Raw genomic sequence first — 13,029 nt, 5'->3', positions numbered from 1 at the left:
TATCAGGTGTCTACCAAACAGGGGTCAGGTCCCCTCACGATGCCACCGTTGGGCAACTCATTTCCTTTGCTCAATTGGGTACCGACAGGCTACGAGGCGGTGGCAAGAAGAAAGACGACAAGAAGCCCGCAAACGAGGTGAAGCAGGCAGTTATTTCTGCGCGGCTGCATCAGATAGACCACGCGCGCGAAATCAACGAGATTTGCCGTGTCCAAAAGATAGACGACACACTACGGAAAAACATTTTAGAACTAGTCTTCGAGGCTGAATCCCCCAAAGGTGCTCAACAAGGGCGCGTCGGCAAGGACCCCCTGCAACCCAGTCAAGACCGAGCTCTAAAAGCTTCTGACGTCTTTCAGCAGTACCGTATCGCTGCTCTCACCGGAAACCTCCGTATCAACCGCGGCGGCGATACCTCTCCCCTTGATCGCGATGAGCGGCTGATTGTTTTTAATTACCTTGTCAATCTTTCTCACAAGAAAGAACCCACCTGGTTAGACATAGCCGAGCTTTTGCGCATTGACCGTGGCCAACTAAGAGGAACGGCCATAATGACTGACGATGGCGAACGTGCAGGCGCTCGACCACCTGTGCATGACACCAACCGGACGATTCTCGGCTGCAAGGTGAAGCCTTTAGCTGCCTGGTGGGAGCGGGCCTCGGATGACGAACGCGCCGCCATGCTCAAGTCTCTGTCGAATGCCGAAGTTGATGATTTCGATTCCCCTGAAGGAGCTCAAGTTCAAGCTTTCTTCGCGGAGCTCGACGAGACCGAGCATGAGAAGCTCGATTCTCTACATCTGCCGATGGGCCGTGCCGCATACTGCGAAGACACTCTGAAGCGACTAACTAGCCGCATGCTGGACGAAAATCTTGATCTTTACGCGGCACGTTTGGCGGAATTTAACATCCCCAAGGATTGGACCCCTCCCGCTCCTCGAATTGGTGAACCAGTAGGAAACCCAGCTGTAGATCGCGTTCTGAAAGGCGTGGCAAGGTGGCTGGAAGCAGCCGCAGACGTATGGGGTGCCCCAAAGTCCGTCGTAATTGAACACGTCCGCGATGGGTTCGTCAGTAAATCGAAGGCTAACGAAATTGATCGCGAGAACAACGCGCGCCATAAACGCAACCAAAAGCTTTTCCAAGATATGCAGGAGAAACTAGGCATCGAAGGAAAGCCACGCAGTGCCGACCTTTGGCGGTTCCAATCAGTACAACGCCAAAATTGCCAATGCGCCTACTGCGGGGAACCAATCACTTATTCCACGTGCGAGATGGATCATATTGTCCCCCGCGCTGGCCAAGGCTCCACCAATACTCGTGACAACCTCGTGGCTGTGTGTCATCGCTGTAATCTGTCCAAGAAAAACTTCCCCTTTGCTGTTTGGGCAGCCCAGTCTGGAATTCCAGGTGTGAGCGTTAAGGAGGCACTCGACCGTACGCGCCACTGGGCCGAAGATTCCGGCATGTCAGCAAAGGACTTCAACAAATTCCGTACCAGCGTCCGCGAGCGACTGAAGCGAACCGCCATGGATGAACCAATCGACGCCCGCTCGATGGAATCTGTTGCTTGGATGGCGAACGAACTACGCGGCAGAGTTGCGCAGCGCTTTCAAGATAACGGCACTACCGTAAGTGTCTATCGAGGTGCACTCACTGCGGAAGCTCGCCGTGCTTCGGGAATATCAGGCCAACTACGTTTCATCGATGGCACTGGAAAATCTCGCCTCGACCGTCGTCATCATGCTGTCGATGCTGCAGTAGTAGCTTTTACTCAAAACTACGTCGCAGAAACTCTTGCCATTCGTTCAAACAAAAAGCGAGAAGCTGAGCTGCTTCGCTCTGCACCCCAGTGGAAAGAATTCACTGGAGCTGATGAAGCACATCGCGCGGCGTGGAATGCTTGGCTGCCTAAGATGCGAAAACTCGCCATGCTCTTGCAGCAGGCGTTGGATGAAGACCGAGTCGTAGTTACCTCGAATCTAAGGCTACGCATCGGCAACGGACGCGCCCACGAGGACACAATCGGAGAGTTAAAGAAGATACGCGTCGGCGATGCTATTTCGGTCACCGATATCGACAGGGCATCCACCGAAGCATTATGGTGTGCACTCACTCGCGAAGAAGACTTCGATCCTAAAGAAGGTCTGCCAGAGAATCCCGAACGACGAATTCGTGTGCACGGCACTTGGTACGATGCCGACGACGAAATCGAAGTCTTTCCAGTTGGTGCAGGCGCTATCAAGGTACGAGGTGGTTACGCTGAACTAAGCCGTTTCCACCATGCCCGGATCTATAAAATCCCCGGGAAAAAGGCTTCCTCCTTCAGCATGTTGCGGGTTTATAATGTCGATCTAATGCAGCACCGACATGGGGACCTGTTCTCCGCTGAGATCAAACCGCAGACAATGTCAGTCCGCCAGGCAGAGCCCAAACTGCGCAAGGCCCTTGCCGACGGCACGGCAGAGTATATTGGTTGGTTGGTTGTAGACGATGAGCTAGTCATCGACACCTCAAGCTTCAACACCGGACAGATTGCGGAAGTGCAAAAAGAGTTTGGACAAATTCAACGCTGGCGCCTAGATGGGTTCTTCTCAAACTCTAAGTTGCGACTGCGCCCACTTTATATGAGTGCCGAGGGACTATCTTCCGATGTGTCTCAAGCCTCCAAGAAAGTAATAGATAGACCGGGCTGGCTGCCAGCCGTAAACAAAGCTTTTGGTGAAGGCAACATGACTGTGGTCCGTCGAGATGCTCTGGGAAGAATAAGGCTGACTAGCAAGGCTCATCTGCCCATTTCTTGGAAGGCAGAATAATGAACTCTGGGTGGCGGGTCATTGATTGTCTCAATTTGAAGGGGTCTCTCCGGTATTCCCGGGGCCAGCTCATCATCCATCGAGAAGATACTCCAACCGATGTTTCGCTGCCGCTAGCCCAAATCGCAGTCGTCCTCATTGGCTCAGAAAGCACAATCAGCGGTGCCGTTCTCCAGAAGCTCAGTGACTACGACATCGCCCTCTTAGTTTGCGACTGGAGAAACGTTCCGGTCGGCGGTGCTTACCCATGGAACGAACATTCCCGGATCGGTGCTCGCCACCAAGCCCAATCACAATTATCTTTGCCCAAAAAGAAGCAAGCTTGGTCTCGAATTGTCGCAGCCAAAATTTCTGGTCAAGCTTCCGTTCTAAAAGCACTAGCTAAGCCTGGAGCCAAGGAACTCTACGCCCTCTCTCGTACCGTTAAATCTGGCGATCCAGAGAATCTTGAAGCACAGGCAGCGCGCAAATACTGGTCTTGCATCTCCCATGGTCATGCTTACTTACGTTTACCTGGCAGCGGAGAACCTGGCTGGAATTCTGCGCTCGATTACGGTTACACACTTTTGCGCGGCCACGGCATTCGAGCTGTAGCTAGCGCTGGATTATCTGGAGCATTAGGCGTATTCCACCACGGCCGCGGCAACAAGTGGGCATTGGTCGATGACCTTATTGAACCATTTCGACCAATGGTTGATCAGGTTGTATTCACCGTTTCCAGTGACGGACAAGCATTAGGATCTCCGCAAAAGACCCTCATATCGCAGTATCTAAACAGCCCCTTCAATTCCAGTGGAAAATCCTTAAGCACAGCTTTTAATGAGTTCAGCCAACAATATGGCCTATATATCGAGGGAAATCTAAAACACCTAAACGTTCCCGTCTGGGAAGGAAAACTCGATGCCGGCGAAAGATAGTGAACCAATGTGGTGCGTGGTCATGTTCGATCTTCCCGTTAAATCAAGAATTCAAACCAGAGAGGCCAACCGGTTTCGAAACCACCTGGACCTGCCCCCTGTTTGGTAGACACCTCCGATTCCGACCGTGTTGGGTCGGGGAAAGGTAATCTACCTCCATGCCTAGGAAGGTTTATTCGGATCAGTTCAAGCGCGACGCAGTCGCGATGTACGAGAACGATCCACATCTCTCGCTCAAGGCCGCAGCCGAAGATTTAGGGATCTACCGCACCACGCTTCGCACGTGGGTCGATACGTACGGCACCGGTGCAAAGACCCAGAGGCCACCGGTTGCACGTGCTGATCATGCCAAGCAACTCACGGATGCAGAAAAGATACGCCAACTGCAGCAAGAAAACGCCAGGCTGAAAGAAGAACGCGATATCTTGCGCAAGGCGGCCAAATATTTCATGGAAGAGACACACTGGTGATCCGCTTCCAGTTTGTCGAGGACCACCGCACCGAGTACTCGGTCAAGCGGATGTGCACCGTCCTTGGGCTCAATCGCAGCTCTTACTACAAATGGAAAGCCAGCAGCGCCCAACGGCACCGCCGGCTAATTGACGATGCCATGCTAGGGGCGAAGATCAAGGCGGTCTTTAACGAGAAAGACCAGCTCTACGGTGCCAAACGCATCGCGGCAGAGCTGACCTATAACGACGCCTACAACGACAATGGGCCGGTCAACCATAAGCGCATCGCCCGGATCATGAAGAAGCTTCGCCTGCGTGGCTACACCAAAAAACGCAAGGTCACCACCACCAGGCGTGGGCCTGGCCGCGTGGTGTTTGCCGACCTGGTCAAGCGAGATTTCACGGCTCCGGCTGCAAATAGGGTGCTAGTTGGCGATATCACCTATCTGCCGATCGCGGACGGGTCGAATATGTATCTCGCTTCAGTAATTGACTGCTATTCACGGATGCTCGTCGGCTTTGCCATCGCCGACCACATGCGCACCGAACTCGTCGAGGAAGCGCTCGAGCACGCGCACCACACCCGCGGGAGTCTTGCCGGGGCGATCTTTCATTCGGACCACGGAAGTGTCTATGCCTCATCGCAGTTTCAGGCCACCTGCCGCAGGCTCAACGTCACCCAATCCATGGGCGCAGTTGGCACCAGTGCCGACAACTCGCTGGCAGAGTCGTTTAACGCCACCCTGAAACGAGAGGTCCTCAAAGACAAGAAAGTCTTTGCCAACCAGCTCGTCTGCCGACGAGACGTCTTCGCATGGTGCGTGCGCTACAACACCAGCCGAAGACACTCCTGGTGCAAGTACCTCACCCCCACAGAGTACGAAGCCCACGCAGCGTAACAATGCGCTAAAGTAAGCCCCACAATTTCACCACCCCATGGTGTCTACTTTCCGGGGGCCGGGCCCCCTCTTAGACCTTGGCTTTTGTAGATCCCAACTAAGCGTTTACGTTCAGTATTTCCCCCTCGCCTCCCGTATCGCGACAACCGTCAAGCAAATCAAGTCTGGTCTACCAGAAGGCGGAGATGTGAGAATCATATCCGTCACTGATATTCAATGGTCGAAAGCGATTCGCTTTTCCAAATCAGAGCCTTCCGAAATGGAGAATACCCCACCTCAGCTCACGATTTTCTAGCGGAGGATCACCGATAAACTCCAGTTAAACGACCCTTTTGGGGCCACACTGAAGTCTATCAGGGGTAATGAGAACTGAACCCCAGCGGCGGTCGAACTGTTTCTATCAATGCGAGAAGTCTATCAGGGGTAATGAGAACTGAACCCCAGCGGGCAATTGTACGGCAGACAGAAGGGTTGAAGTCTATCAGGGGTATTGAGAACTGAACCCCAGCCTCACTACCCTGCTATCAATAGCTTAGTGAAGGATTTCCAGGGACGCGGAAAGTCGAATTGTCGCAAAGACTCTGAAATTGATCTCATCATCTATTGACAGCGAAGCGCCGTAGCCCTAGCTTAATTCTTCTAACTTCTTAAGGAGGAATCATGCTACTTGCTGAAGCCTTGGCCGAGCGCGCCCAGGCGCAGGAGCGCCTCAACTCGCTGAGTGACCGGCTCGCGGCGACGGTCCGCATTCAGGAAGGCGATGAACCGGATGAGAACCCGACGGATCTCCTCCGTGAGCTGGAAGGCGTGACCAAGCGCATCGATGAGCTCGTCATCGCCATCAACGCCACGAACACGGCCACCGCGTTCGACGATGAGATCACGCTCATGGAAGCGCTGGCGCTGCGTGATGGTCTGCTGCGCAAGCGCCGCATCTACCAGGGATTGGCAGAGCGTGCGGGTGCGCGCCACGACCGTTACTCCCGCTCGGAGATCAAGTTCGTGGCCACGGTGCCCGTGCCGAAGTTGCGCGAGCGCGCCGATGATCTGGCCCGCCAGTACCGCGAGCTAGATACCCGCATCCAGCAGCTGAACTGGAATACGGAACTGATAACTAAATAAGGTCTGCCGCTAGTTGTGCCGCATTCTTGCGGCACGTCATGTCGTTCGACATGTAGTCATGTCGCGCGTCAAGCGCGCGACGGTAGCCCACACCCTTCGCAGCGAGCGCAACCCTTACTGGGCAGGGAAGAGCCCAGTGCTTCTCAGGCGCCTTCGTAGCGCAAGAAGGCAGGGAGGTTCGATTCCGTCCCACTGTATGGTGTACCGCGCTGGTACGGAGTACACGTGCACATTGACGGGGATAATCCCGCAGTATTGTTTATTGTTTATCACCGCCGCGCTGGGCGGAGAGTGTGGGTGAGGGTTTGGGAATGGGGACTATACTTCCGGCGCACCGCTTTCCAATTAAGCTGGTGTGCCATGAGCGAGCAGAAAAACTACAGCACCGATAATCCTTTCAAGCCGGAACTCTGGCGCCCCGTTGAGGGCTTTGAAGACCTGACGGATATCACCTATCACCGGCTCATCAGTGACGGTCCGAAGCCCCAGCGCAAGGACGGCATCGTCCGCATCGCCTTCGACCGCCCCGAGGTGCGCAATGCGTTTCGTCCGCACACGGTGGATGAGCTTTATCGCGCGCTGGACCACGCGCGTCGCGCCCCGGATGTCGGCACGGTATTGCTGACCGGCAACGGGCCCTCCCAGAAGGACGGCGGCTGGGCGTTTTGTTCCGGTGGTGACCAGCGCATCCGCGGCCGCTCCGGCTACCGCTACGCCACGGAGCACGCGCATGATGACGCGACTGCCGATGAATCCACCGTGGACACCGCCCGCGAGAAGGTTGAGGGCGGCCGCCTGCATATCTTGGAGGTCCAGCGCCTCATCCGCACCATGCCCAAGGTGGTCATCGCCGTGGTCAACGGTTGGGCCGCCGGCGGCGGGCACTCCCTGCACGTGGTGTGCGATATGACCATTGCCTCCCGCCAGGAGGCCCGCTTCAAACAGACTGACGCCGACGTCGGCTCCTTCGATGCCGGCTATGGCTCGGCCTACCTGGCCAAGATGGTGGGCCAAAAGTACGCCCGCGAGATCTTCTTCTTAGGCCGCACCTATGACGCACAGCGCATGTATGAGATGGGTGCGGTCAACGAGGTAGTTGACCACGCCAATCTGGAGGACGCCGCCATCCAGATGGGGCGCGAAATCAACATGAAGTCCCCCACCGCCCAGCGCATGCTCAAGTTCGCCTTCAACCTCACCGATGACGGCCTCATGGGCCAGCAGGTCTTCGCCGGCGAAGCCACCCGCTTGGCCTACATGACAGACGAGGCCGTCGAGGGCAAGGAGTCCTTCCTTCAGAAGCGCGAGCCCAACTGGGATGACTTCCCGTACTACTACTAATCGTCATTCCTCGAGGAGAATCCACAGTGCTGTATTTCGCCATTGCCCTCGCGGCCATCGCGCTCATTGCCGTCATCGCATCGCGAGTGTGGATGTTACGCCGCATCCAGCAGGCTCAGAGGGACGGTGAGCGCCCCTTCGATCAGGAGGATGAGCTCATCAACCCCTATGAGCACCGCGGGCGGTAACCTAGCTAACCGTGACCATCCTCTCTCCTCTGCCTGTCAATCCACATGACCCCGCCGCCATCCTCCCTGATCTGGAAGCGGCCATCGCAGGACAAGCCACCTTCCTGCCCGTCCCGGCGGAGGACCGCACCCGCGCGCAGCTCCTGCGCAACCACATGCGCGCAGGAGAACCCATTGACTCCTCCATCGCGCTGGTCGTGGCCACCTCCGGGTCCACGGGCACACCGAAGGGCGCGCAACTCACGGCCGCCAACTTGGTCTCCAGCGCCGATGCCACGCACCGGGCTCTCGGCGGCACCGGCCAGTGGCTGCTAGCCATGCCTGCCGCCCATATCGCGGGAATCCAGGTATTAATCCGCTCGCTCGTCGCGGGTGTAGAGCCGCTCTGTCTTGACCTGTCGGAAGGTTTTTCTATCCCCGACTTCGCCTGCGCCGCGCACGAGCTGGCCGCCACCGGGGATCGCTCATACACGGGACTGACCCCCATGCAGCTGGCTAAGGCCATGGATTCGCTAGAGGGAATCGAGGCCCTGCGCACCTTTGACGCCATCCTCGTCGGGGGTGCTGCCACCCACCCGCAACTGTTGGAGTCAGCGAAGAAGCTGCGCATCACCATCGTCACCACCTACGGTTCCTCGGAGACTTCCGGTGGCTGCGTCTACAACGGACAGCCACTGGATAGCGCTCGTGTTCGCCTCGGCGAGGAGAACCGCATCTACCTCGGCGGGCCCATGATTGCGCAGGGCTACCGAAACGTGGACTCAGATGCCTTCGTGGTCGATGAGTCCGGCACCTCGTGGTTTGCTACCTCCGACGCCGGCGCGCTTCACGACGGCCACCTCACCGTCACCGGGCGCCTCGACAACATCCTGAACACCGGCGGTTTAAAGCTCCATCCAGAACAGCTCGAACAGCACATCCTTCGCGTGCCGGGAGTGGACGGCGTGTGCGTGGTCGGCATCCCCCACCCACGCTTGGGACAGATGATCGTCGCTGCCTATACCGGATGGACGGATGTCGGCGATATCCTTGTGGCTCTCGACGATAGTGGCCTTCCCCGGTGGCAAATCCCCAAGGACTTCAAGCGCCTGGCCCAGCTCCCCACCACCGGCCCCGGCAAGGTAGACCGCCTCGCCGTCGCCCGCATGTGGGACAGCTAAGCCTCCGCTTCGCCAAAGCTGCGTACGGCAATGCCGCGCGCAGCGGATTCCCCGAGGGGGAAGTGCGCACCGCCGTCGACGGCAACCTCGAGCACACCCGCAACCGAGGGGGCAACGACGGTCAATTCCACTCCCGGCCGCACTCCATATTTATCCAGGTAGCGCAAAAATTCGCCGTCAGCGTCAGTGACCTGCTCCACGGTGACGGGGGTCTGCGCGGGGACGTCGATAAGCGTAATGCGCGAGACCGGCTCGGCAGTGCCGTCCGGGGCAGGTATGGGATCACCATGCGGATCGCGGGCGGGGTTGCCCAGGAAAGAATCGAGACGTTCAACGAGCCTGTCGGACGTCGCGTGCTCTAGCATTTCTGCCTCATCGTGCACCTCATCCCAGGTATAGCCCAGAGTGCGCACGAGGAAGGTTTCCAGGAGTCGATGCCGGCGCACCATTGTCACAGCCAGCCGCCGGCCTTCCTCAACAAGCCGGACTCCAAAGTAGCGCTCATGTTCCACCAGCCCCTTCGCGGCCAGGCGTTTGACCGCCTCCGACGTGGTGGGCAGCTTCTGCCCCGCCGCTTTAGCTAGGTCCCCCAGCGGCATCGCGGTATTAGCGCCCTCTTTCTCCTCATAGGTCCAGAGGATCTTGAGGTAGTCCTGGGTGCGTTCGGGCAGCTCACTGATGTGCATACCCCCCATCGTAGTTCAGCCTATCGCTTCCAAAGGTTTCAGGACTTATGCTCTTTCAAGTTCAATCTATTGAACATCGACATTCACTTTTAATAAGAGAGGTTTCCCGTGAAGAAACTTATTGCGCTTCCCCTCGCTTCCCTCGTGGCTGCCACCGCGCTGACTGCCTGCACCAGCAGCGACTCCGCCGAAGCCCAGGACGACAATCTGACGATCTTCGCCACGACCGGTTACTTGGCTGATGCGGCCGCCAACATCGCCCCGGACGCCGACATCACCACCATGGTCGGCCCCGGCGGCGATCCACACACCTACCAGCCCACCACGCGCGATATTGAAAAGATGCAGGACGCCGACCTCGTCCTCTGGAACGGCCTTCACCTCGAGGCGCAAATGGTGGACCAGCTCTCCTCCCTCGGTGAGAAGCAGCTAGCAGTTGGCGAACAGCTCGATACTGCTGACCTCCTGCCGTGGCCCGAGCAAGGCGACAAGGGCGAAAAACTCTACGACCCGCACATCTGGAATAGCCCCGAGCTGTGGAGCCAGGTCGTCGATCACATCGGCACCAAACTCGGTGAAATCGACTCTGACAATGCCGAAGACTATGCCGCGGCCGCCGATGCATATGAAGACAAGATTGCAGCCGCGCACGACAAGGCCGCTAAGGAACTCGAAAACGCCTCCCCGCGCGTTCTCATCACCGGCCATGACGCTTTCAACTACTTCGGCAAGACCTTCGACTTTGAAGTCCAAGCCACCGACTTCGTCACCACCGAAGCCACCAAGTCCGCCACTGAGATCTCCGAGCTCGCGGATACCATCGCGGAGAAAAAGGTCCCCGTCATCTTCCAAGACAACCAGGCGAACCCACAGGCCATCACTTCTCTTAAGGAAGCCGTAGAATCCCGCAACTGGACAGTCACCATCTCGGATGAGGAGCTCTTTGCCGATACCCTCGGCCCGGAAGCCCCCACCGATACCTACCTCGGAGCCTTTGAGCACAATGCTAGCGCCGTGGCGAAAGCACTGAGCTAATGCTCCACGTTGAAAACCTCACCGCCGGCTATCCCCGCACGCCGGTGCTTCACGACGCCACCTTCACCCTCACCCCCGCGACCATCACCGGACTGGTAGGCGCGAATGGGTCGGGAAAGTCCACTCTGGTCCGCACGCTGGTCGGGCTCCTTCCGCCACTAGCCTGCGGGTCGATGACCTTCGATGGCGTCGATCTTGCGCATTTTCGGCAGCGGCTCGGGTACATGCCACAACATGCGAATATCGACTGGAGTTATCCTGCCACCGCCTTCGACGTTGCCCTGATGGGCCGCACCGCCGGGCTGCGCTGGTGGCAGTGGCCCAGCCGCGCTGACAAAGACGCCGCCCACGCAGCACTTGCTCGCACCGGAATGCAGGCACACGCGCAACTGCCAATTTCCGCGCTATCTGGTGGGCAGCGCCAGCGCGTGTTGTTGGCGCGCACGCTCGTTAGCGATCCGGAATTCATCATCCTGGACGAGCCCTTCGCTGGTGTTGATGCCGCAAGTCAGCGCGCCATCATGGATGTACTCAAGGAACTGCGCGACAACGGCGTGACCATCCTGCTGGTGCACCACAACCTGGCGGAAGTCGCCGACTTTTGCGATGAGGTCCTCATGGTCGGCCACGGCCGGCTCGTTGCTGCTGGCCCCACCGAACAGGTTCTCACAGAGTCCGCCATTGCCGATATGTTTTCCCTGCCATCATGAACCCACTCGAGCTTCTTCAGAACTACACCTATACCCAGGCACTCCTGGGTACCGTGCTGATCGGTGGCTGCGCCGGCGCGCTCGGCCCATTGGTATATGTTCGCCGCACCAGCCTGCTGGCCGATGCCATCTCGCATTCTTCCCTGCCCGGCCTGCTCACCGCCTTCCTCGTGGCCACCGCCATTGGCTGGGACGGGCGAAACGTCTGGCTCCTTGCTTGTGGAGCCCTGCTCACCGGAACGCTTGCGGTGGTCTGTATTCACCTCATCCCGCGGTTGACTCCCCTGGGGCAAACCACTGCGATGGCGGCCACGCTGACCACGTTTTTCTCGGTAGGCATGCTGCTCATGCAGTATATTTCCCGCCGACCATTGCCTGGCAAGGCCGGAATCCAGGATTATTTGCTGGGAAATGCCTCCACGCTCACTCGCGCGGATGTGCGCTCCACACTCATCATCGGTGGCTGCGTGCTGCTTTTTCTTTTCCTCATTCACACCCGGCAGGCCGCGGTCACCTTTGACTCAAGTTTTGCCCAGGTAGCCGGCATTCGCGCCTCGTTCCTCAACGCGGCTAGTTTCTTCGCCCTCACCGCCATCACGGTGCTCGGTGTCAAAGTCGTCGGCGTGGTACTCATGGTCGCCGTAGTCATCAGCCCTGCCGCCGCTGCCCGCCCCTGGACCACGCGCTTGCTACCTTTCATCGCGCTCTCCGGGTTCCTCGGCGCGGCCACCGCTGCTCTCGGCTGCTATGTCTCCATTGCGCACGGCCCGCTGCCCACCGGTCCGGTCATCGTCCTGGCTCAGGCAGCGCTCGTCACCATCAGCCTCCTCAGCAGAAAGCTCGCCTCATGACCCTCGCCGCCACTGCTTGTCTCCTTGCCGTCCTGACTGCCTTAGCCTGTGCTATCCCCGGCACCTTTGTTGTCCTCAAAGGCCAGGCCATGCTTATCGACGGCATCGGCCATGCCGTCCTTCCCGGGATTGCCATCGGTTACCTCTTTACCTCCGATCTGGATTCGCCCGTGCTGCTCGCTACCGCGGCCGCCGGTGCCCTGGTAGTGGCGTTAGGCACCGATGCGCTCCAGCGAAGCCCACTGGTGACTGCTGATTCCGCCCTCGGGTTGGTCTTTCCCGCCCTGTTTGCCGCCGGAGTCATCTTGATCTCCACGCACATGAGCCACGTGCACCTTGATGTCCACGCGGTTCTCGTCGGTGATCTCAACCTCGCGGCCTTCTCCAACCCTAACTATTGCTACATCATGGCCGCAGTGCTGGGTATCAATGCTCTCTTCCTCGCCCTTACACTGCCGCGTTTGTCCGCCACGACTTTTGACGCCGATTTTTGTGCCGCACGCGGGGTGCCCACGCGCGTTCTTCACGTCATTTTTATGACCGTGGTTGCCTGCACTGCCACCGCCGCTTTTCACGCTGCCGGTGCCATGCTGGTCATCGCGCTCATGGTATTCCCGACGATGACCGCGCGACTGCTTACTCAGCGCGTGCCCACGCTGGTGTTGACTGCCTGTGGCGTTGCCGCGATCAGCGCAGTCGTTGGATTTTGGGTTGCCTATGTCCTCGACGCAGCTACCTCTGCCGCAATGACAGTCACCAATGCCGTCGTTTTCGTCGCGGTGCTCATTATCTACCGCCTTCGCCAACGCACCAGCTCATTGCCGCAGCGAACCACACCAGTGGCACAATAGT

At 58.1% G+C, this 13,029-nt stretch carries 13 protein-coding genes; 12 read left to right on the top strand and 1 reads right to left on the bottom strand.

The annotated features are described in order from the left end of the window. The 8 genes from cas9 to menE form a co-directional block, all read left to right on the top strand. The coding region (cas9, locus tag HMPREF2781_RS10420) for a type II CRISPR RNA-guided endonuclease Cas9 (protein ID WP_070645827.1) at positions 1-2,816 on the top strand (2,816 nt) is incomplete at its 5' end. Beyond that, positions 2,816-3,733, top strand: coding sequence for a type II CRISPR-associated endonuclease Cas1 (gene cas1, locus HMPREF2781_RS12325; RefSeq protein WP_083308563.1), 918 nt, complete (start codon positions 2,816-2,818; stop codon positions 3,731-3,733). The genes cas9 and cas1, both read left to right, overlap by 1 nt. Positions 3,734-3,891: 158 nt before the next feature. Continuing rightward, positions 3,892-5,084 (top strand): IS3 family transposase gene (locus tag HMPREF2781_RS10410; protein WP_118779520.1). Its coding sequence is split into 2 segments (ribosomal slippage): positions 3,892-4,180 and positions 4,180-5,084, totalling 1,194 coding nucleotides; the frame shifts between segments, so codons are not numbered across the junction. 37 nt (positions 5,085-5,121) lie between these two features. Then, complete coding sequence (gene cas2 / locus HMPREF2781_RS12320; protein WP_141750589.1) at positions 5,122-5,379, top strand: CRISPR-associated endonuclease Cas2; 258 nt, start codon at positions 5,122-5,124, stop codon at positions 5,377-5,379. 365 nt (positions 5,380-5,744) lie between these two features. Beyond that, on the top strand, positions 5,745-6,206 hold the full coding sequence (locus tag HMPREF2781_RS10405; RefSeq protein ID WP_010189741.1) for a DIP1984 family protein: 462 nt from the start codon (positions 5,745-5,747) through the stop codon (positions 6,204-6,206). 360 nt (positions 6,207-6,566) lie between these two features. Next, positions 6,567-7,547, top strand: a complete 981-nt coding sequence (locus HMPREF2781_RS10400; protein ID WP_070645826.1) for a 1,4-dihydroxy-2-naphthoyl-CoA synthase — start codon at positions 6,567-6,569, stop codon at positions 7,545-7,547. Between the two features lie 26 nt (positions 7,548-7,573). Beyond that, positions 7,574-7,735, top strand: a complete 162-nt coding sequence (locus HMPREF2781_RS12580) for a hypothetical protein (protein ID WP_010189743.1) — start codon at positions 7,574-7,576, stop codon at positions 7,733-7,735. Positions 7,736-7,746: 11 nt separating this feature from the next. Continuing rightward, complete coding sequence (gene menE, locus HMPREF2781_RS10395; protein WP_070645825.1) at positions 7,747-8,895, top strand: o-succinylbenzoate--CoA ligase; 1,149 nt, start codon at positions 7,747-7,749, stop codon at positions 8,893-8,895. Here the strand turns inward: menE and HMPREF2781_RS10390 are convergent. Next, positions 8,892-9,581, bottom strand: a complete 690-nt coding sequence (locus HMPREF2781_RS10390) for a metal-dependent transcriptional regulator (protein WP_070645824.1) — start codon at positions 9,579-9,581, stop codon at positions 8,892-8,894. The two genes, menE and HMPREF2781_RS10390, sit on opposite strands and share 4 nt — an antisense overlap. Positions 9,582-9,689: 108 nt before the next feature. On the opposite strand from HMPREF2781_RS10390, the gene HMPREF2781_RS10385 reads away from it, so the two are divergent. The 4 genes from HMPREF2781_RS10385 to HMPREF2781_RS10370 are packed head-to-tail and all read left to right on the top strand — an operon-like array spanning position 9,690 to position 13,028. After that, positions 9,690-10,616, top strand: coding sequence for a metal ABC transporter substrate-binding protein (locus HMPREF2781_RS10385; RefSeq protein ID WP_070447974.1), 927 nt, complete (start codon positions 9,690-9,692; stop codon positions 10,614-10,616). After that, positions 10,616-11,326 (top strand): metal ABC transporter ATP-binding protein, encoded by a 711-nt coding sequence (locus HMPREF2781_RS10380; protein WP_070645823.1) that lies wholly within the window; start codon positions 10,616-10,618, stop codon positions 11,324-11,326. Before HMPREF2781_RS10385 ends, HMPREF2781_RS10380 begins: the two co-directional genes overlap by 1 nt. Further along, on the top strand, positions 11,323-12,177 hold the full coding sequence (locus tag HMPREF2781_RS10375; RefSeq protein WP_070447970.1) for a metal ABC transporter permease: 855 nt from the start codon (positions 11,323-11,325) through the stop codon (positions 12,175-12,177). The genes HMPREF2781_RS10380 and HMPREF2781_RS10375 overlap by 4 nt, the downstream gene beginning before the upstream one ends. After that, complete coding sequence (locus HMPREF2781_RS10370; protein WP_070447968.1) at positions 12,174-13,028, top strand: metal ABC transporter permease; 855 nt, start codon at positions 12,174-12,176, stop codon at positions 13,026-13,028. Before HMPREF2781_RS10375 ends, HMPREF2781_RS10370 begins: the two co-directional genes overlap by 4 nt. The last annotated feature ends 1 nt before the right edge of the window (position 13,029 follow it).

Source organism: Corynebacterium sp. HMSC062A03, assembly GCF_001811145.1.
Classification (GTDB): domain Bacteria; phylum Actinomycetota; class Actinomycetes; order Mycobacteriales; family Mycobacteriaceae; genus Corynebacterium; species Corynebacterium aurimucosum.
This window is presented reverse-complemented; position numbering and strand designations above follow the sequence as displayed.

What these genes read in the sequence shown, in the direction of transcription:
- HMPREF2781_RS10405 (WP_010189741.1), top strand. Translation starts at nt 5,745, where the DNA reads ATGCTACTTGCTGAAGCCTTGGCCGAGCGCGCCCAGGCGCAGGAGCGC.
- HMPREF2781_RS10370 (WP_070447968.1), top strand. Translation starts at nt 12,174, where the DNA reads ATGACCCTCGCCGCCACTGCTTGTCTCCTTGCCGTCCTGACTGCCTTA.
- cas2 (WP_141750589.1), top strand. Translation starts at nt 5,122, where the DNA reads ATGGTGTCTACTTTCCGGGGGCCGGGCCCCCTCTTAGACCTTGGCTTT.
- HMPREF2781_RS10400 (WP_070645826.1), top strand. Translation starts at nt 6,567, where the DNA reads ATGAGCGAGCAGAAAAACTACAGCACCGATAATCCTTTCAAGCCGGAA.
- HMPREF2781_RS10380 (WP_070645823.1), top strand. Translation starts at nt 10,616, where the DNA reads ATGCTCCACGTTGAAAACCTCACCGCCGGCTATCCCCGCACGCCGGTG.
- HMPREF2781_RS10375 (WP_070447970.1), top strand. Translation starts at nt 11,323, where the DNA reads ATGAACCCACTCGAGCTTCTTCAGAACTACACCTATACCCAGGCACTC.
- cas1 (WP_083308563.1), top strand. Translation starts at nt 2,816, where the DNA reads ATGAACTCTGGGTGGCGGGTCATTGATTGTCTCAATTTGAAGGGGTCT.
- HMPREF2781_RS10390 (WP_070645824.1), bottom strand. Translation starts at nt 9,581, where the DNA reads ATGCACATCAGTGAGCTGCCCGAACGCACCCAGGACTACCTCAAGATC.